The organism is Lactococcus garvieae subsp. garvieae, from assembly GCF_029024465.1.
In the GTDB taxonomy this organism is placed as follows: domain Bacteria; phylum Bacillota; class Bacilli; order Lactobacillales; family Streptococcaceae; genus Lactococcus; species Lactococcus garvieae.
Genome location: NZ_CP118950.1, coordinates 84,123 through 103,857, shown reverse-complemented (window position 1 = coordinate 103,857; position 19,735 = coordinate 84,123). Strand labels below are relative to the sequence as shown.

At 39.5% G+C, this 19,735-nt stretch carries 19 protein-coding genes; 5 read left to right on the top strand and 14 right to left on the bottom strand.

From position 1 onward, the window contains the following. Window positions 1-87 precede the first annotated feature (87 nt). Window positions 88-738, bottom strand: a complete 651-nt coding sequence (locus PYW30_RS00505) for a DUF1129 domain-containing protein (RefSeq protein ID WP_003133681.1) — start codon at window positions 736-738, stop codon at window positions 88-90. A gap of 183 nt (window positions 739-921) precedes the next feature. Here PYW30_RS00505 and rpmB point away from each other — a divergent pair, with 183 nt between their 5' ends. The 5 genes from rpmB to feoB all read left to right on the top strand — a co-directional run bounded on the left by rpmB (window position 922) and on the right by feoB (window position 6,191). Continuing rightward, entirely contained in the window at window positions 922-1,116 is a 195-nt protein-coding gene (rpmB, locus tag PYW30_RS00500; protein WP_003133678.1) for a 50S ribosomal protein L28, read from the top strand. Window positions 1,117-1,406: 290 nt separating this feature from the next. Further along, window positions 1,407-1,769: an Asp23/Gls24 family envelope stress response protein gene (locus tag PYW30_RS00495; protein ID WP_026063759.1), complete on the top strand. Its 363-nt coding sequence runs from the start codon at window positions 1,407-1,409 to the stop codon at window positions 1,767-1,769. Continuing rightward, on the top strand, window positions 1,769-3,439 hold the full coding sequence (locus tag PYW30_RS00490) for a DAK2 domain-containing protein (protein WP_042218078.1): 1,671 nt from the start codon (window positions 1,769-1,771) through the stop codon (window positions 3,437-3,439). Before PYW30_RS00495 ends, PYW30_RS00490 begins: the two co-directional genes overlap by 1 nt. 172 nt (window positions 3,440-3,611) lie before the next feature. After that, window positions 3,612-4,073, top strand: a complete 462-nt coding sequence (locus PYW30_RS00485) for a FeoA family protein (protein ID WP_003133673.1) — start codon at window positions 3,612-3,614, stop codon at window positions 4,071-4,073. Between the two features lie 12 nt (window positions 4,074-4,085). Continuing rightward, the gene (feoB, locus tag PYW30_RS00480; protein WP_042218080.1) at window positions 4,086-6,191 is read left to right on the top strand and encodes a ferrous iron transport protein B; all 2,106 of its coding nucleotides are present in this window, start codon (window positions 4,086-4,088) and stop codon (window positions 6,189-6,191) included. 194 nt (window positions 6,192-6,385) lie between these two features. On the opposite strand, the gene PYW30_RS00475 is transcribed toward feoB, so the two are convergent. The 13 genes from PYW30_RS00475 to PYW30_RS00415 form a co-directional block, all read right to left on the bottom strand. Then, complete coding sequence (locus PYW30_RS00475) at window positions 6,386-7,288, bottom strand: prenyltransferase (protein ID WP_042218082.1); 903 nt, start codon at window positions 7,286-7,288, stop codon at window positions 6,386-6,388. Between the two features lie 3 nt (window positions 7,289-7,291). Then, window positions 7,292-8,272 (bottom strand): polyprenyl synthetase family protein, encoded by a 981-nt coding sequence (locus PYW30_RS00470; protein WP_014024140.1) that lies wholly within the window; start codon window positions 8,270-8,272, stop codon window positions 7,292-7,294. Window positions 8,273-8,379: 107 nt separating this feature from the next. Then, window positions 8,380-8,991 (bottom strand): nitroreductase family protein, encoded by a 612-nt coding sequence (locus tag PYW30_RS00465; RefSeq protein WP_019293036.1) that lies wholly within the window; start codon window positions 8,989-8,991, stop codon window positions 8,380-8,382. A gap of 77 nt (window positions 8,992-9,068) precedes the next feature. Beyond that, window positions 9,069-10,199, bottom strand: coding sequence for an aminotransferase (locus tag PYW30_RS00460; protein WP_042218085.1), 1,131 nt, complete (start codon window positions 10,197-10,199; stop codon window positions 9,069-9,071). A 10-nt stretch (window positions 10,200-10,209) separates the two neighbouring features. Then, window positions 10,210-10,701, bottom strand: a complete 492-nt coding sequence (locus tag PYW30_RS00455) for a prolyl-tRNA synthetase associated domain-containing protein (RefSeq protein ID WP_042218088.1) — start codon at window positions 10,699-10,701, stop codon at window positions 10,210-10,212. A 51-nt stretch (window positions 10,702-10,752) separates the two neighbouring features. Next, complete coding sequence (arcC, locus tag PYW30_RS00450) at window positions 10,753-11,703, bottom strand: carbamate kinase (RefSeq protein ID WP_014024136.1); 951 nt, start codon at window positions 11,701-11,703, stop codon at window positions 10,753-10,755. A 98-nt stretch (window positions 11,704-11,801) separates the two neighbouring features. Continuing rightward, entirely contained in the window at window positions 11,802-13,265 is a 1,464-nt protein-coding gene (locus PYW30_RS00445) for a basic amino acid/polyamine antiporter (protein WP_014024135.1), read from the bottom strand. Window positions 13,266-13,461: 196 nt separating this feature from the next. After that, a complete protein-coding gene (gene argF / locus PYW30_RS00440) occupies window positions 13,462-14,505 on the bottom strand; it encodes an ornithine carbamoyltransferase (RefSeq protein WP_003133656.1) in 1,044 nt (347 codons plus the stop codon). Between the two features lie 125 nt (window positions 14,506-14,630). Further along, entirely contained in the window at window positions 14,631-15,860 is a 1,230-nt protein-coding gene (gene arcA, locus PYW30_RS00435; protein WP_003133654.1) for an arginine deiminase, read from the bottom strand. A 209-nt stretch (window positions 15,861-16,069) separates the two neighbouring features. Then, window positions 16,070-17,140 carry a dual-specificity RNA methyltransferase RlmN gene (gene rlmN / locus PYW30_RS00430; protein ID WP_035000566.1) on the bottom strand — a complete coding sequence of 357 codons (1,071 nt, stop codon included), beginning with the start codon at window positions 17,138-17,140 and terminating at the stop codon, window positions 16,070-16,072. A gap of 95 nt (window positions 17,141-17,235) precedes the next feature. Then, entirely contained in the window at window positions 17,236-17,838 is a 603-nt protein-coding gene (locus PYW30_RS00425; protein ID WP_042218092.1) for a YutD family protein, read from the bottom strand. Further along, window positions 17,822-19,180, bottom strand: coding sequence for a bifunctional metallophosphatase/5'-nucleotidase (locus PYW30_RS00420; protein WP_042218094.1), 1,359 nt, complete (start codon window positions 19,178-19,180; stop codon window positions 17,822-17,824). The genes PYW30_RS00425 and PYW30_RS00420 overlap by 17 nt, the downstream gene beginning before the upstream one ends. A 90-nt stretch (window positions 19,181-19,270) precedes the next feature. Further along, entirely contained in the window at window positions 19,271-19,723 is a 453-nt protein-coding gene (locus tag PYW30_RS00415; RefSeq protein ID WP_042218096.1) for a dUTP diphosphatase, read from the bottom strand. Window positions 19,724-19,735: the final 12 nt, after the last annotated feature.

The following is a 19,735-nucleotide window of genomic DNA, read 5'->3' as shown; positions in this document are numbered from 1 at the left end:
CTTATTCTATCCTAACATCATTAGAGAAGCAAATACCTTACAATTTCGAAATAAAACCCCGTCCCAATAAGGACGAGGTGAGTGGGTTTACTTTGTTTGACGTGCCATCGAAGACTGCACATTGAATTTACGTTGAATAAGGAAGCGAATTCCCATCACAGCTGCCCCAAGAATAATTGTAATGTAAGGAGCAAGTACGATGTTGATGGATTTTGGCAAGAGGGCAACCAAGACAGAAACGCCTGCCCATGCCACCATTGCGACAGCTAACATCGCAAAACCTTTACCTTTTTTCTGTGGGCGTTGTGCACTGTAAAAGTATTTATACATCCAGTACATCACCAAACCAGCTAGAGCAGAAGATGCCAGCGTTGTCAAAAGACCGTAAACACTTGCTTGTGGTTGGAAGAGACCCATCAGTCCCATTACCACTGAAATCACACCAAAGAAGAGTAACGCACTATCTAGCCACATCAAGAAGGGGGATTCATTTTTCGCTGTTTCCTGACGTTTTACCTTGTCTTCTTCAGGTTTATACTGTGTCGCAAATTCCATAGGTGCACCCAATAATTTGCGGGCCAGGATGCCTTCCTTTTGTCCTTCGATGATTTTAGGCAAGATTTCAGCGAGAATTGTTTTGATTTCCTCGTCTGATTTTCCTAAAAGCATCAATTGCTTTGTTACATTATGTACATATTCGCTATTTTTGGCAGTGAGTTGCTCGATTAGATTTTCCATATCTCCTATTATATAAAATTTTTGGTGAAATTTGGAAATAAAACTTGATTTTTTTAATAAAAAAATGTTATACTAATTTGGTATGTTATTTTGAGGGTTTCTGTAAGAATTGTGTTTCAGATCTGAATTTTTAGAGATGCTCTTTAAAAAAAAAGCATAAAATTTTTAAGGAGGAACCAAACCATGTCAAAAGAATGTTATTTTACTGGTCGTAAGACTGTATCAAGTAATAACCGTTCACACGCTATGAACCAAACTAAACGTGTAGTTAAACCTAATCTTCAAAAAGTTCAAATTCTTGAAAACGGTGAACTCAAAACTGTATGGGCTTCAGCTAAAGCATTGAAAAAATTGCCTGCAGGCGTTGAGCGTGTATAATTGGAAAAAATAAAAAAGCTAGTGAATTTTATTTACTGGTCTTTTTTTTATTTTCTTCTCCTTCTTCAACACTTTAAAAACCAAAGGTCATGACTAACGCTTGATCTTTGGTTTTTTGCTTTCTAATAGCTCTTTCGATTTAGGAGCTTTCCCTAAAGCACTTACAAGGCGAAATTGACCAAAAAACCAATAAAACAACTGTTCTATTTTACAAAATTATGATAAAATGAAGTGATACATAAATTATTATGGAGGAAAGTGCTGTATGATTCAACAGCACGCATATGAAAATGACCGTTACTATTAATACTCAACATGGTAATGTTGACATTGCAACAGATGTTATCGCTACTGTTGTAGGTGCAAGCACTACTGAAATTTTCGGCGTTGTCGGCATGACAAGCAAAAATGCTGTCAAAGACAATTTCCGTAATATCCTCGGACAAGAAAACTATTCTAAAGGTGTTGTCGTTACGACAACCGATAACCAAACAATCATTGGTGTTTATGTTGTTGTCAGCTATGGTGTTAAAATTAGCGAAGTTGCCAAAAACATCCAAGAACGTATCCGTTTCAATCTGGAAAATCAACTTGGCATTGTAGCAGCTAAAGTCAATGTATATGTACAAAATGTGAAGGTGGTCGAAGACTAGTGTCAAATATTAACGCAAGTAAATTTCAAGAAATGATTCAGGCGGCAGCAAGTCGCCTTAACGAACAAGCTGAATATGTCAATTCTCTGAATGTCTTTCCTGTCCCAGATGGAGATACAGGAACAAACATGGGGATGACAATCACAAATGGTGCCAAAGATGTCGCTGAAAAACCAGCCGAAACTGTTGGTCAAGTTGCTCAAATTCTTTCCAAAGGTTTGCTCATGGGGGCTCGTGGTAACTCTGGTGTTATCCTTAGTCAAATCTTCCGCGGTTTTGGACAATATGCTAAAGACTACGATGAACTTGATGGTATTCATTTAGCTAATGCCTTGCAAAACGGTGTTGAGGTCGCTTATAAAGCGGTTATGAAACCTGTTGAGGGGACAATCTTAACTGTTTCGCGCGGTGCTGCAGAACTTGCAAATCGTAAAAGCAATGAGACCGACGATGCAACGGCTATTATGGAAGCTGCTCTTGAAGGAGCTAAAATCGCTTTAGCGAAAACTCCAGATATGTTGCCGGTCCTTAAAGAAGTCGGTGTTGTCGATTCAGGTGGTCAAGGTTTAGTTTACATCTATGAAGGCTTCTTGATGGCTATCAATGGTGAATTTGTCCCTGAAAATCCTGAACAAGGCTTAGGTGCTATGGACCGTATGATTAACATGGAACACGAGTCTGAAACAAGTGTTGCGGGTGCTTCCACAAGCGATATCAAATACGGCTACTGTACAGAGATTATGGTCGAATTAGGCCAAGGTCCCACAGCACGTGAGGGCTATGATCACGATAATTTCCAAGCCTACTTGGCCGGTATCGGTAATTCGCTTTTAGTTGTGGATGACGAAGAAATCGTTAAAGTCCATGTCCATACTGAAGATCCAGGTCTTGTTATGCAAGAAGGTCTTAAGTATGGTCGTTTGGTTAAGGTTAAAGTTGATAACATGCGTCTCCAAAACGAAGGCGTTGTTGAAAAAGAAAAAACAAACAACATCAGCACTTCTACTTCTAAATCTGACTGGGGCTTGATTGCCATCGCTGCTGGTGATGGTCTTGCTGATATTTTCCGTGAAATGGGTGTACAACATGTCGTTTCTGGTGGTCAAACAATGAACCCATCGACAGAAGATATCCTCAAAGCTATTGAAGCTGTCAATGCCGAAAAGGTTATTATTCTTCCGAATAATAAAAATATCTTCATGGCTGCCAAATCTGCCGCTGAAGTTTCAGATATTCCTGTTGAAGTGATTGAAACAGCGACTGTTCCTCAAGGTTTTACTGCTTTACTCAGCTTTGACCCAACAAAATCAATTGAAGAAAACAAAGAAAATATGACTGCTTCTTTAGCAGACGTACAATCTGGTTCAGTGACACAAGCTATTCGTGACACTAATATTGATGGTATTGACATTCACAAAAAAGATACACTTGGCATGGTCAATAATAAAATTGTCGCATCAACCAAAAAAATGAACGATGCCATCTTTGCTGCTTTTGAAAAAATGATTGATGAAGACAGCGAAATTGCAGCAATTTACATTGGTGAAGACGGTAAGAAATCAAATGCGGAACGTATTGCCAAAGAACTAGTAAAACGTTACCCAGAACTGGAAGTAGAGATTCATGATGGTAAGCAACCTGTTTATCCATACATCTTCTCTGTAGAATAAAACAAAAAACTAGCCTCTCAATGCTAGTTTTTTTGTGTGTTTGTTTTCACGTGAAACATTTCTTTTTTATCAACCACACTGCCCATACACAAATTTCCTCGAAATTACAAGTAATTCGTGTTATACTTATTGTAATGTCAAATACTTTTTACATTCTCTTGAAGGAGCGCGCATGAAAACACTGAATACTGCCCGTATTGGCCAAATATATTATGTAAATAAAATATTAAAGTCTGAGCACGCGGGAAAACTTCGAGAGCTTGGGTTTGCCCCAGATAAGGAAGTCGTTTTACTTTCCATAGATGAGGAAAATGCGCGTTTAAAAATTGGTCAGACCCGTTTAGCGTTGAGCAGTTTCTACCTCAATACGATTTTAATTAAAGATGAACAATCAAATGAGGAACTTGTACCTCTCTCGTCTTTGAACATCGGTCAAAGTGGCGTGGTCCGATTACTCGAGGGGCAAGGCGAAATAAAGCGCCGGCTTATGGATATGGGAATTACGAGGGGCACAAGTATTTCTGTACATAAGCTTGCACCCCTAGGAGATCCTATGGAACTTCATCTGCGTGGTTATTCTCTTTCTTTAAGAAAGAAAGATGCTGAAAAAATAAAAATTGTTGTCCAAGACTAAAAGGAAATAAAGATGACTAAAATCGCTTTACTCGGAAACCCAAACAGTGGGAAAACAAGTATTTTCAATATATTAACCGGCAGTAATCAGCAGGTGGGAAACTGGCCAGGTGTGACAGTCGAGTGTAAAACGGGACGTTATAAAAAAGACAAAAACATCGCCATTCAAGATTTACCCGGAACTTACTCCCTCTCTCCTTATACTTTAGAAGAACAAGTCACACGAAATTATCTCAGAGAAACACCACCCGACGTACTTCTCAATATTATAGATGCAACAAATCTCGAACGCTCACTGTACCTCACATTGCAGCTGATGGAGTTTAATATCCCTATCGTTATCGCTCTAAATATGAGCGACTTGCTAGAATATCAAGGTAAACAGGTTGATATCGAAAAACTATCTTACAGTTTAGGACTACCTGTTGTACTTACTAGTGCTTTAAAGAAGAAAGGTCTAGACGAAGCTATTCGAAAAGCTTGTCAGCCTCTTAAAGTTACTCCTTTAGATTATGACCACCGTCTTGAAAGTGCGTTGGCAGAAATTCAAGCAATTTGTCCTCAAGCAAAGAATCATTTTGAACAAATCAAACTTTTTGAAGGGGACAGTTTAGCTTTGGCCTCCCTCACTGCCTCACAAGGGCAAGAATTAGATGAAATCGTAGCAATCACCGAAAAAATTATGGGTGACGATCGGGAATCAATCATCGTCAACGAGCGCTATGATTTAATTGGTCAAATTGTGCGTTTGGTTGTTACAAGCACTCATAAAGGACAACTTAATGTAACAGATAAAATCGACCGCATTGTTACCCACAAATGGTTGGGGCTTCCTATTTTTATCCTTATCATGTGGTTCGTTTACTTTTTAGCGATACAGGTCATCGGTACACCCGCTAGCGATTGGCTCAATGATAACTTTTTTGGCAGCTTTCTGCCCGATGTTTTACACCAAGTAATGGATAGCTTGGCGATTGTTCCTTGGGTCCAATCTCTACTACTTGATGGTGTCCTCGCTGGAATTGGTGCTATCTTAGGTTTTGTTCCACAAATCTTTGTTCTTTTCCTCCTGTTAGGCTTTCTTGAAGATTCAGGTTATATGGCTCGTGTCGCATTTGTGATGGACCGTATCTTTAGAAGATTTGGCTTGTCAGGTAAATCCTTCATTCCCATGCTGATTTCTTCTGGCTGTGGTGTACCAGGCATTATGGCTACCCGTACCATTGAACAAGAAAGGGACAGAAAAATTACCATCATGGTGACCACCTTCATGCCTTGTTCAGCCAAGTTGCCGATCATTGCTTTAGTTTCAGGTGCCTTTTTTCACTCCACCAGTTGGGTTGCACCTAGCGCTTACTTCTTAGGCATGGCCATGATTATCCTTTCAGGAATTATTTTGAAAAAAACGAGAATGTTTGCAGGAGATACTTCCGCTTTCATCTTGGAATTACCTACTTACCATCTGCCTCATTTTCCGACAGTCTTTAAATATGCGTTTGATCGGGGACTGAGCTTTATTAAGCGCGCCGGGACAATTATTTTTGCGCTCAATGTTGCACTCTGGTTCTTGTCAAACTATAGTTTCACTTTGCACCAGGTCGAACCCGGCCAATCAATCTTGGCAACGCTCGGAGGATACTTGAGCATTCTTTTTGCTCCTCTGGGCTTTGGAGAATGGAAAGCAACGGTAGCTACTTTGACTGGTCTAATTGCCAAAGAAACTATTGTCGGAACGATGAGCCAATTGTACGCCCAAGGTGCAGAGGCAGAAAATAACGGCCGAGCCATTTGGACTGCTCTACAAAATAGCTACACCCCACTGGCTGCTTATTCTTTACTTGTCTTCAACCTGTTATGCGCACCCTGTATTGCTGCGATTTCGGCAATTTATAAGGAAATGGGTGAAGTGAAATGGACCTTACGCGCTGTGGGCTTTCAAACTGCTGTGGCTTACAGCATGAGTTTTATCATTTATCAGTTGGGCTCGGCCTTTCTTACGCAGTCCATTAGCATCAGTACATTGCTAGCAGCACTTCTCTTGGTTTTCGGTCTTTATCTTATCTTCCGCCGGCCAAAATATACATCGAACAAGGAGGAACTTTCTCTTGAACTTAGCTAGTATCGTTCTTTTATCCCTTATTTTAATCGCAGCCTTCTTTTCAGTACGCAAAACAGTGCGGAGCAAAGGAGCTTGCGATGACTGTACAACTACAACCTGTCCTGTTAAGGGTATTTCTGCCTTAGAAAGCCCATCGAAAAAAGATTGTTGTGAATAAGAAAAAACCTTCCTTAAGAGAAGGTTTTTTCTTATTCTCAGAGAACTAAAGCAAGCAGCATGAGTACCGCTTGCAATAGCGAGAAGACCATTAATATTTTTACTGAAGCAATAAAAGTTTCACTTTTTACTTGTCTTTGGAGGTAAGGACGCGCTTGTTTGATAATGAAAGGCAAAAGTATAAACATGAGCAACATGAGTGGTGAAATCAGTCCCAGAACTACTGCCCCAACGATCGAGATATAAGCCAATATAATGGCTAATGTCCACCAGCGCAAAGCATTCTTTCTCCCGATGTAATGCACGATAGTATAACGATGATTACCTTCATCCTCTTCCAAATCACAAGTGTTATTCGCCAGCATCAAGTTAGCAATTAACAAGGTACTTGGTAAAGCAACAAGGAAGGTTGATGCCAAAGTTGCAAAATCCCAAACAAAAACACCACTCGTATTGATATACACACAAATCAGAAAAATCAAGTAGCCCATTGTTAAACCACTGGCAAGCTCACCTACAGGTAAACTTGATAAGGGTTTCGGACCTGCCGAATAAAAAATACCGATGAAATAGCAAAAAAGTCCTAGCCAAAACACAGGCCAGCCCACAAGCCCTGCCACAATTAATCCTAAAATCAAGGAAATAGAGAAGAAGAAAAGGAGCAAGCCCTTTATCAGTGAAAGAGATAGATTTTCCCGTCCAATGATATTGGTATTTTTCTTGTAATCTTCGGTATCTACAGCCTTATGGTAATCATTGTAGTTGTCCCAAATATCTACAAAACAGTTAAAGCAGAACATAGCCACAAAGTAGATGATTAATGGGCCAAAATTGGCTATTTGATAATGATAAAGTGAATAAGCAACTCCCAGTATAAAAGGAAAAACGCTCGCTGTTTTAGCTTTCAGCTCAATAAGCTCAGCAAATATTTTAAAGTTCATTTTTTAATAATTTCTTTGTAATAAGGTTTGGGTAACTTCCATCAAAATTTCGCGGTTACGAGATTCTGGGAATTTTTCTATTTCAAGTAGTGCTTGATCTGTAAGGTGTTTTGCTAAGAAGAGACTTCCTGTAATCCCTCCTAGATCAGTGACCAGTTCGGAAAATTGGATACATTCTTGACGACTCAGTCCTTCTGGCGCTTCCAGATAGGGCATGACTTTCTCAGGTGCTTCTTCTTTTGCCAGCAACAAGGGTAAGGTATAAATCCCCTGACGAAAATCGGTCAATATTGGTTTATCAGCTTCTTCCAAACCGACTGTAAAATTCAGTACATCATCATAAATCTGAAAAGCCAGACCAATCGCTAAGCCAATCTTTCGTGCAGACCGTTGCATCTGCTTATCACCACCAGAGAAATACACACCTTCTAAGCAAGCTAAACTCAAGAGCTCTGCAGTTTTACCACTGATAGCTTTAAGATAGCGTCTGATACTGTTGTCTGCATTAAAAGCGGATTGCATCTGTGTAAGTTCACCTTGAAGAATCTTTTTCATCGACCTTGCATTACGCGGCAAAAATGGTGTCGCAGCCATTGTTTCACAAAGCAACTCAAAGTAAACCGTATAAATAAAATCACCTGTGTATACTGCAACATCCTTGCCAAATTGTGCTTCAACACTCGGCAGTCCGCGACGTAAAGGGGAATCATCAATAACATCATCATGGATCAGTGTTGCCGAATGTAACAACTCCAAACTGGCTGCTATTTTAACCAAACGTTCTTCGTCTTCTATCTCCTCATCAACTAAGCCAGAGAATAGAAAAAAAAGCGCTGGCCGAACCATTTTACCTCCGCGCGTCGTAAACTTTTGTAATGCGTCACGTATATCTGTATTATTTACCGCTAAACGTTCTGTCATCATAGTTTGTACTGCGATAAGTTTTTCCTTAATTTCAGGATAGTCCTGCCAAAAATCTAGCACTTTTTCCCCTTACTACCTTATATCTATCGTTTTTATATCTCTATTATTCTAGCAAAATCCACCTTAAATTTCGATATAAACGACTCACTTTTTTCTCTTATTACTTATTATCGAATTTCAATAATATTTTGTTGTGGCAAGCGGTAACTTGCTTGACCTTTTGCTTCTGATGAACCCAGTACAACCAAGAGCTCTGGACGGTAACGTTTATCGACTTCGAGTATTTCGTTCACGCGCTCAGTGCGTTCAAAACCTAGAATAATATTGCCTTCATAGCCTCTATTTTTGATGACATACATGAGATTCATCGTCACAAAGCCAATATTCAATGACAAATAACTTGCTTCCATCATCTCGTCCATATTTTCGAACATTTGTGGATAGCGACTATTGAAACGTTGCAGTTGTTCACTGTCCATTTCTCCAGCTCCGGTGCGTGCAATTTCACTAGAGCGTTCGGAAAGATTCGTGTCACTAAAGATAGCAATGACTGCTCCAGCTTCTTTCACTTGTTGACCATTTTTTCCATGCACAACGGATAGAAGTTCTTGACGTTTTTGTTCACTCTCAACAATGACAAAATGCCAAGGTTGAATATTATGTGCAGAAGGTGCTAAACTCGCAGCAGAAATAATCTGTTTCACATCTACTGTTGGTATTTTTTTACCGTCAAATGTTTTTACAGCGTGGCGTTCTTTATTAATTTTTACAAAATCCATGAATATCCTCCTCTCATTATTGTACCAAATTTGCATATTTTTAGTATACAAAAAAGGGGCAAATCCCCTCTATTATCCTATTTGTTATATTCTCGCAAAAATTGAGACAAAGCAGACAAACCCTTGCGTAATGTCTTTTCATCCGTACAATAGCCTAAACGTGCATAGCCTGGCAAGTCAAATCTATTCCCCGGTACTAAAAGGACGCCTTTATTTTTAAGCAAGGCCACGCAAAATTCTTCTGTTTGGGCCGGATCCAGCGCTTCAAATTTCACAAAACTTGTCGATACCGCTTTGGGATATATCATGGATACCAGGGGCTCATTTTCCACCCACTCCCGGAGTATCCGCAAATTATTAGTGACGATTTCTTTATTCCGCGCCAGTACTTGATCACGGTGCTTTAAGACTAAAGTTCCTAATGCATCGTCAAAGACGCCACAACAAATCATTGTATAATCGCGGTATTTTCGAAACTCATCTGCGAGCTTCTCATCTTGAGTCGCTACCCAACCTAAACGTACACCAGGTACAGAATATGTTTTAGAAAGTGAGTTCGTCGAGATACCTTTTTCATACAAGTCAACAATTGGCGCATAATCTTCCGAATCATCAAGAGGCAAATAAACCTCGTCGACCAAGACATAAGCCCCAACTGTTCGAGCCAGCTGAATGACCTCTTCCAAAAAGGCCCGGTTTAAGGTTGTCCCCGTCGGATTATTGGCATTGTTCAAACAAATCATCTTTGTGTTTGGACGAATCATCTGACGGAGTTCCTCCAAGCGCGGATACCAGTTTTCTGATTCATAAATTTGCCAAAACTCAACTTCGGCACCTAAAGAACGTGGGATATCATAGAGCTGCTGGTAGCTTGGATACTCTGCAATCACATGATCTCCCGGCTCGATCAATCCATACAAGACCAAATGATTGGCACCCGTTGCGCCATTTGTCGCCAAAATATTTTCTGGGGGAACTTTCGTATAAAGCTTGGCTACTTCTTGCTTAAATTCAGGAGAGCCTTCAATCCATCCGTAGTTAAATTTTTCCTGCATTAAGTGAGACATAAAACTTTGGCCCTTGTCTTCTTCCAGATTTAATATTTCCTGCAGTGTCATGGATGAAATCGTGGATTGAGCAATGTCATAAACTGCATCTTTTTCCCATACATTGAGCCATTCTTCTACTCCAAAACCATCTATCTTCATATGTGCCCTCCTAAATATCAATAATAGTATAAGTATAGCATTGTGCATCCAGTATTTTAAAGCAATCTTCTATTGGAAAAAAGATTGTCTTTGTATTGTCATTGGGGTGTAACGTCATGATGTCATGCTCCTCAAGCATCTCTCGGTCAAAGTAAACGTGCATATTATCCATTTTATTATCAACCAAACCATAAAGAGAAACAATCCCAGGCTGCAGTCCCAACATGCTTTCCAAACGTTCTTCTGATACAAAATGAAGTCGATTTACTCCAAGTATCTCCCCCAGTTTGTTCATTTCAACTCGCTTACTATCATCCATAATAACCATATAGAATTGCGTGGATTTTTTATTAGCCAAAACTAAAGTCTTTGACCTACAACCTTCATGACCTTCAATATATTGGTCAGATTCTTCTGTAGAATGACTGGCCGGATGCTCAACAATTTTATAGGGAATTTTGAGCTCAGCCATTAACTTCTCTACTTCTTTAAAGCTTCTCATTCAGCCTCCTCATATAAGAAAAAAGCCGCGCAAAACACGACCTTTTAAATTTTAATCAGCTACAATTGTTGTTCCTGAACCGTTCGCCAAGAAATCTTCAAGGTTTTCAAGGGAAGTAATTGTTGCGGCACGACCTGTACGTTCTACAAAAGCCATAGCTGCTTCCACTTTTGGTTTCATGGAGCCTGCAGCAAATTGGCCATCTTCCAAGTAGGCACCAATTTCAGACAAAGTAACTTTTTCCAATTTCTTTTGATCTGGAGTATTGTAATTGACAAAAACATTGTCCACACCTGTCAAAATCACCAACTCGTCACCATCTACAAGTTCTGCAAGTTTAGCTGCTGAAAAGTCCTTGTCAATAACAGCTTCCACACCTGTATATGTGCCATCTTCATTTGCAACCACAGGAATGCCGCCGCCGCCTGATACGGTAGTTAAAACCGCAGCATCTAGCAATGGCTTGATGGCTTCTGCTTCTACAATACGTTCTGGTTTTGGACTGGCAACGACACGACGATACCCGCGGCCTGAATCTTCGACAAATTTCCAATCAGGATATTGTTCCAACATTTTGTTCATTTGTGCTTCATCGTAAAATGGGCCAATCGGTTTTGTTGGGTTTTCAAATGCAGGATCATGACTATCCACCACGACACGTGTGACAACAGAAGCAACAGGAATACGTTCCAAGCCTTCTTTGATCAAAGCTTTAGTAAAGGCTTGAGTCATCCAGTATCCAATTTGTCCTTGAGTCATAGCCACAGCTGTATCTAGAGGCATGGCAGGATTTTTAGCACTGTCTGATCCCAGTTGTTGCAACAGCAAGTTACCAACCTGAGGACCGTTACCATGGGTAACAACTATTTCCACATCGTTATCTTTAATAAGCGGGATCAATTGACGAGCTGTAACTTCAAGCGCTTCTTGTTGTGCTTGAGCTGTTGGATCATCTGTCAAAATAGCGTTCCCGCCAAGAGCAACCACAATACGTCTAACCATAATTAATATCTCCTATATTTATATTATTGAAGCGCTTACTTTGCGCTTGAAAGAATAAAACTTTTGATTGCTCAAAAATTTTACTCTAAATTTTCTTTTTAAATACCAAGTAACGCTCTCAAACCAAACTGATTAGCAAGCAAGCCATAAAGAGCGAGCAAAGCGGCAAGAGTAAAGATAATGATCGCAACCCATTCGCCTGTTGAAATCGTTCTGTTGTTTTCACGTTTTGCACGGATATAGAGGACAAAACCAACCACATACAGAATAGAAGCCATCCAGACAAACTGCCAGCCACTCAGGTAGAGGGCAATAACTTGGAATGCCATGGCAAAGAAACCAATCAAAACATTTTTAGTTGATTTTTCAACTAAACCAACTTTTAATAGATATGCTCCGACAAGAGCGTAGCAGACCATAATTACTGCAGTACAGAGGTAAACAAAGACATTATAAGCATCTGAGGCAAAGTAAGTAATAATGATAAAGAGTTGTACAAAACCTTGAGTCAAAAGCAATGAATTAACAGGTGCACCAGCTTCATTTTCTTTACCAAACCAAGCAGGCAAGAGCTTTTGTGAAGCCAACTGAGAAGTTGACTCAACTGGAAGCATCGTCCATGATAACCAAGCGCCGAGAAGTGAGATGATAAGCCCAATAGCCATCAAATTACCACCCCAAGGGCCAACCATTTCACGTAAGATACCCACCATACCTGGTTGCGGCATACTTGCAAGTTGTGCTTGATCCAAGTACCCATAAGGTAAGAGAGAGAGCAGGATATAAATCACAAGCAAAGTGAACAATCCAATAATTGAAGCTTTACCAGCATCTGATTTTTTCTTCGCACGGTCGCCCATCATTGCCGCACCTTCAATACCCACGAACACCCAGATCATAACCATCAAGGAACTTTGAATCTGTCCGACTAATCCTGAGGCTGTCATATGAGTAAATGCTGCTGATCCATCTGCATTAATGACGACATTTTGCCAAAAATGCTCTGTAAAGACGCCGGCTCTAAACATAACAATAGCTACAACGGCAAAAATTGCGATTGGAATTAATTTAGCAATGAGAACAATAGCATTAATTACTGCTGCTCCTTCAACTCCACGAATAACAAGTGCAGTTAACGACCATGACACGACTGAAACAACGATGACTGATAAAAAGGTCAATGAACCGTCTTCATTAGCAAAAATACCAGGAAAGAAATAATTGACAGACGTCATCATCAAGACAGCAAAAGCTACGTTACCTGCCCAAGCGGACAACCAATAACCCCAACCTGATAAGAAGCCGGCAAAATCACCGAATCCTGCGCGGGCATAATCTGAAACACCGGAGAGTTCTGGTTTATTAACCACGAGATGATTTAAGCTCAAAACGAGCATAAGAATACCAAAACCAATAAAGAGCCATGAAATGACCACACCACCTGGTGTAGCTCCATTTGCCAAGTCGTTCGAGAGGTTAAATACCCCACCACCGATAGCTCCGGATACGATAATTGCTACGAGGGCCATGAGCCCTATTCCTTTTTTGTTTTCTACTTCCATATTACTTCCTATTTTTTTCATAAAGTCATATGCTTTAAAAAAGTCTCCAATTATGAAAATATACGAGGTCTGACCTTTTCAAAACAAGAGTTATAGAGGGAACCAAAAATATTTTTTCCAGATTTGTGCAAACTTCCCACCGGTATTAGGAAGTGGAAAGTCTGTCAAATCCGGAAAAAATCAAATTCAAAATTTATTATTTGATACTTGGTACATCTGGAATGAAGAGGTTACCCAAAGTTGCTGCCATAATTGCTTTGATAGAGTGCATACGGTTTTCAGCTTCTTCAAATTGACGTGCATATTTAGAACGGAACACTTCGTCAGTAACTTCCATTTCAGTCAAGCCATACTCTTCTTTAATTTCTTTACCGTATTCAGTTTCAGTATCGTGGAAAGCTGGTAAGCAGTGCATGAAGATCAGTTCTTCATCTGGAGTTCCAGTCAATTTCATCATATCCATGGTGATACGGTATGGAGTGAGAAGTTCTACACGTTCTTCCCAGTTTGATTCACCCATTGATACCCATACGTCTGAGTAGATAATGTTTGCGCCTTTAACCCCTGCTTCAATATCTGCAGTTGTTTCTGGTTTTGCACCTGATTCAGCTGCAAATTTACGCGCAATTTCCATAACTTCTTCTGAAGGTTGAAGTGATTCAGGCGCTACGATAGTTACGCTAACTCCAAGCATCGCTCCTGTGACGATAAGAGAGTTAGCCATGTTGTTACGACCATCACCAACATAAGCCAATTTAAGACCTTTAAGGTAACCAAATTCTTCTTTGATTGTCATATAGTCTGCAATCATTTGAGTTGGGTGCCAATCATCAGTCAAACCATTCCATACGGGAACACCTGAGTATTTTGCCAAGTCTTCAACTTCTTTTTGTGAGAAACCACGACGTTCAATCGCATCAAACATTGAGCCAAGAACACGCGCTGTATCTTCAGTAGATTCTTTGATACCAAGTTGAATATCATCTTTACCAAGGTATTCTGGGTGAGCACCGAGGTCGATAGCTGCTGTTGTAAATGCGGCACGCGTACGTGTAGAAGTCTTAGCAAAAAGTAAGGCAATATTTTTTCCTTCAAGATAGTGGTGAGGAATATTATTTTTCTTCAACGCTTTTAAGTGAATAGCGAAGTCAACAAGATATTGAATTTCTGCAGGTGTAAAATCTTTTTCTGCTAAAAATGAACGACCTTGGAAAACTGAGTTAATTTTTGGTGTTTGCATTTAATTTTCTCCTAAATATAAATTTTGTATTTTTTGAAATAAGGACATTTGCTTGTGTTGTAAGCAATAAGATGTCAACGAGGTTGACAGAGCTGTAAACCAAGCAAATAGTGGCGGATATCTGATTAAATATCTTCACGCCACAATGGTTGAGACATACAACGTGCTCCACCACGACCACGTGCTAACTCGCTTGAAAGAATTTCATGTACTTTGATACCGTGTTCTTTAAGTAATTCGATTGTGACATAGTTACGGTCATAAGTAACGATTTCACCTGGAGCAATCGCTAATGTATTTGAGCCATCATTCCATTGTTCACGAGGGGCAACGATTGGGTCACCATTACCACATTCAATCAAGTCAAGTTCTGAGAGTTCCAACACTTTCTTAAGAGCAACTTTTAGGTCTGTCAAATGTTCAATTTCCACATCGCCATCTTTACCTGGACGTAAGATGAATGCATTGATATTTCCAGAGCCATCAAAGATTCCTGGGAAGACTGTAAACTGATCATGATTAATCATTGTAAATACAGTATCCAAGTGCATCATTGCGTGATTATGTGGAATTTCAACAGCAAGTACAGTGTCAAAGGTTGACAATGGGTTTGCAAACAATTCTTTAGCTAAAGCTTGAATTGTCTTAGATGAAGTGCGTTCAGAAACACCAATAGCTACGGTATGTTTGTTTAATACGAGTTCATCACCACCTTCAATACGAGTTGTATGGTTACGGTCACGCCAAATTGGAGTGTCTTTAAAACGTGGGTGGTTTGCCATTACATATTCTGTAATCAATGATTCTGGTTGACGTGCTGGGAAAGTCATTTTGTTAATGGTCATCCCTACACCCATAGATGCTTGTGGGTCACGCGTAAAGTAAGCATTTGGCAATGGATTGAGATAGAAATGGTTTTCAGCATCAGAACCGGCCATATCGCTAAGAACTGTACGTTTCAGATCCAATTCATTTTTACGAACACCTGCATAAATCTTGTCAACCATTGCTTTTGTATCCATGCTTGTCAAGTACTCTGTCAAACCTTCAAGTGTACGTCCTGGGCGATAGCCCGCTTCATGCAAGAGTCGAGCCAAGAAATCTTTTTTAACGCTTTCAGTTTGAAAAACATCTGCGGCAAGATCTTCTATATAGACTGTTTCGGCTCCATTATCACGCAATGTTTGAGCAAAGAAATCGTGTTCCTTCTGAGCAATTTTCAAGTAAGGGATATCATCAAACAAGAGCTGATGCATTGTGTCTGGTGTGATGTTTTCGACTTCAGCACCTGGACGATGAAGGAGAACTGATTTAAGTTTTCCGATTTCTGAGTTGACATTGATTGCTTTTTCCATGAGATAAGCATCCTTTCTTTTATATAAAACTATATATTAAAATTGTAAAAGCGCTTTCAACATCTTTTATTATAGTCTAATCTTTTTTTGAATGCAAATGGAACACTATTATAATAATGCGCTTTCATTTTATAAAAAATAATAAATATACAAAAAGAAACCAGCAATACCAAGGTTGAGCCTTTATGCCGGTTTCTTTTATTTTTTTATTACTTTTCTTTATTTTTTCTAATTTGCTTGCTTCTGAGTTGTCCGCAAGCGGCATCAATGTCTGTACCGTGCTCTTGGCGCACAACACAGTTGATACCATTTTTCTTGAGCACATCGTAAAACTTCGCCGTATCATTTCGAGTTGAACGTTCATATTTGATATGTTCAGCGACAGGGTTATAGGGAATCAGATTGACATACGAAAGTTTATTTCGGGGTTTTATTAAATCAGCTAATTCTTGAGCAATTTCCGGTGTATCATTTTCTCCAGAAAGCATGATGTACTCATAGGTTACCCGACGATTTGTTGTTTCAGTATAATAATCGATCGCATCAAAAAGTTTTTCGAGTGGCGCGCTACGTGTGATACGCATCAGACTTGTGCGTAAATCATTGTTTGGTGCGTGTAAAGAAATAGCCAAGTTCACCTGTAAGTTTTCATTTGCAAACTCTTTAATTTTTGCTGGCATGAAACCACAGGTTGACACTGTAATATGACGTGCCCCAATAGCAAGACCGTTATCATCATTGATCGTACGTAAAAAGTTCATCAAGTTTACATAGTTGTCAAAGGGTTCACCGATACCCATAACTACAACATGAGAAACACGCTCATCTTGGCCTTTTTCATCAAAGTATTTTTGGACCAACATGATTTGAGCGACTATCTCTCCAGCTGTCACGTCACGCTCTTTTTTTAGAATACCAGAGGCACAGAACGTACATCCCATATTACATCCCACCTGTGTAGTCACACATACAGATAAACCATAGGATTGGCGCATCAACACAGTTTCAATCATCATTTTATCTGGTAACATAAAAAGATACTTAACCGTGCCATCTTCTGACTCTTGTACAACGACTTGCTCCAAAGGATTCATAATAAAATGTTCATTCAACTTTGCAATAAAATCCTTGGAGAGGTTTGTCATTTCTTCAAACGTTTGGACACGTTTTCGGTAAAGCCAATCCCATACTTGGGTTGCACGAAATTTTTTTTCACCATTTTCAATCGCCCAATCAATAAGTTGATCACGTGTTAAGCCGTAAATTGTTTGTTTTTCCATTATATCTCCGATAGTTTTCACAAAAAAATTTTTGAGGGAACTTTTTTGCATATTATTCAATAACTTTTTAGACACATTTATAACATTTGTCTATTTTATTTTTTTGAACGTTCTCGTATTACAAAATTAGATTTAGAGGGTATATCTTTCTCATTTTTCTCATTTTGTTTTATTTTAGCAGGCTTCTTGCCTGCTTTATCGCGAATCTCAAAAGTCTTTTTCTCATTTTTCTTTTGCTTTTCTTGAGTACTCCGATTTTTGTTGCGATTATTACGACGTCGTGGTTTTTCAAATTTAGGTTGTCGCGGCTTATCTTCAAAAACACGTTCTGATGTGTAAGCTTCATCTTGTGAGCGGACACGACGTAAAACAAAGTAGGCACAGCCATAATTGCAATATTCATTGAGATAATCTTCCAGTCGATCAATCTTGTTTTCAGATTGCATTTTTTTTCGACTCACTGAGAAAAAACCTTTTAAACGGAGCTGCTCAAAGCCCCAATCTCCCACAATGTAATCATACTTATCGAAAATATCGCTAAATCGCTGCTCCAGCTTTTCAGCATCGAACCCTTCACGATAATTGTAAACCAGATGAAAAGTCTTACCACCTACTTTTACAATGTCTTCTGTAGCAGTCACCTGCTCGCCAGGAAAACGATTATAATTTAATTTTGATTCGTCAACTTCTTTTGGCACTTTCCTCTCCCTTTCTCTTTTTGTTCATTTTCTCGTTTTTTAATTCATTTGCTACTATTTCTCGTAGAAAATACGGAAAAAGTATTTCTGTTTTCTCTTGTTTTTTCAATAAAGGGAAATACCAAGCAAAGAGATACTGATCAGGGACGACTATGCTATAAGACTCCGCATCGCGCACAGCCGTATTTCTATAATAAAATCTCCCTCTATCGAAACTTATTCCCTGAAAGATAAGCTGCCCAAATCGTTTCCCTCGAAAACCCATACCGCGAATGTTTTGTCCCGACAGCATTGCAGATACATCAAGCATTTCACGTAAAACTTCTTTCAGTTCCTTCCCCCGCATCGTAAGCCGCACCAAACGCATGGAATGCGGCAGAAATTGGTGTAAATCGTCTAAAGTAAATTGGCTTGGCAATGCTTCTGTAACTAAGAGTCCAGTATTGAAAACACAAGCACCCACCTTGCCATATCGGGCAAGTAACTCCGCAATAAAATAGCTTGCCTCATAGTCAGGATAAACATTGGTCAAACTCTGCGGAATTTCGGCGACAGCCCTGCCTTGCAACATTTTCCGCCCTTCCAATTCCCACGAGTTGATATGTAAAGCGTCACTTTTTTTTTTCAGCGTATTGGTAGCAATCGTGGAAATTTCTGAAGCAATTATTTTATTATTTTGATCAAAGGTAAGATTGATTTCACCGACATGCTCTCCATACCTTCCAGCAGCTGCAAGTAAGGTTCCGTGTAACTCGGCTCCGTGTTCAAAAAGATGATGCGTATGGCTTCCAATAATTAAATCGATATCGTAATTTTTGGCGATTTTTTCATCAATGGCCTTACCCAAATGACTCAAAAGAATCGTAAAGTCACAATCCAGTGGCAAGAGCTGATCCAAGCAAACAAAAGGATCAACAATATCCCAACCTGTTTGTAAATAGGCGAGATAAGGAGCTGTCAAGCCAAGAATTCCAATACGCATCCCCCAACTGCTCTTTATAATTTTAGGGCCTTGGGTAAAAGGCATATTCGTGATATTTGAAAGCAAGATATCAAAGTCTGCTTGATTATATAAACGGCTTAGCATATCATGAGTTAAGCCTAAACCTTCATTGTTGCCGAGGGTCGCTGCTGTCAAATCCAGCTCATTCATCAAAGCAACATTAATCTGCCCTCCTGTTGCCTCCGTTAAAGGATGTACCCGATCAACATTATCCCCTAAGTCAAAGCGTAAGACATCTGGATGCCCAACTGATTTTTCCGCAAAAAAACGCTCAATCACTGGAAATCGTTCCAAATGCGAGTGCAAATCGTTCAAGTGAATAATGCGCAATGAATTCATTTTACCATTATAGCACAAAAAAGACCGCTAAAGCGGTAGTTTTTGTACTTTTTATACTTACGCCTTTCAACCAAAAGAAAGACATTATTCCTATTTTCCTGTGGAACCAAAGCCGCCAGTTCGTGTAGATTTAGTCACTTCTTCGTCTCCATCAGCAACCAAGAAAGGCATAAAGACCGCTTGGACAATTCTCTCACCTTTTTCCAAGACCACTTCTGATTCCGTAATATTTTGCATTTGAGCAAATATCTCGCCTTCATTGCCTGGGTTATTATAATAGTCACCGTCAATGACGCCTACCGAGTTAATCATCACTAAACCTTTTTTACGCGGGTTTGATGAGCGATCATAGAGATACAGAACTTCTCCTGCTTGCATATATGCCTTCAGTCCTGTCGAAACCAGCTTGATTTCCCCAGGTTTAATGGTAATATTTTCAGCCACAGATAAGTCATAGCCTGCCGCATGCTTGGTTGCACGTCTTGGTAGTTCTAGGTTTTCATTTTTGTATTTACTTACTATTTCAAATCCACGAGTTTTCATAATTACTCCTTA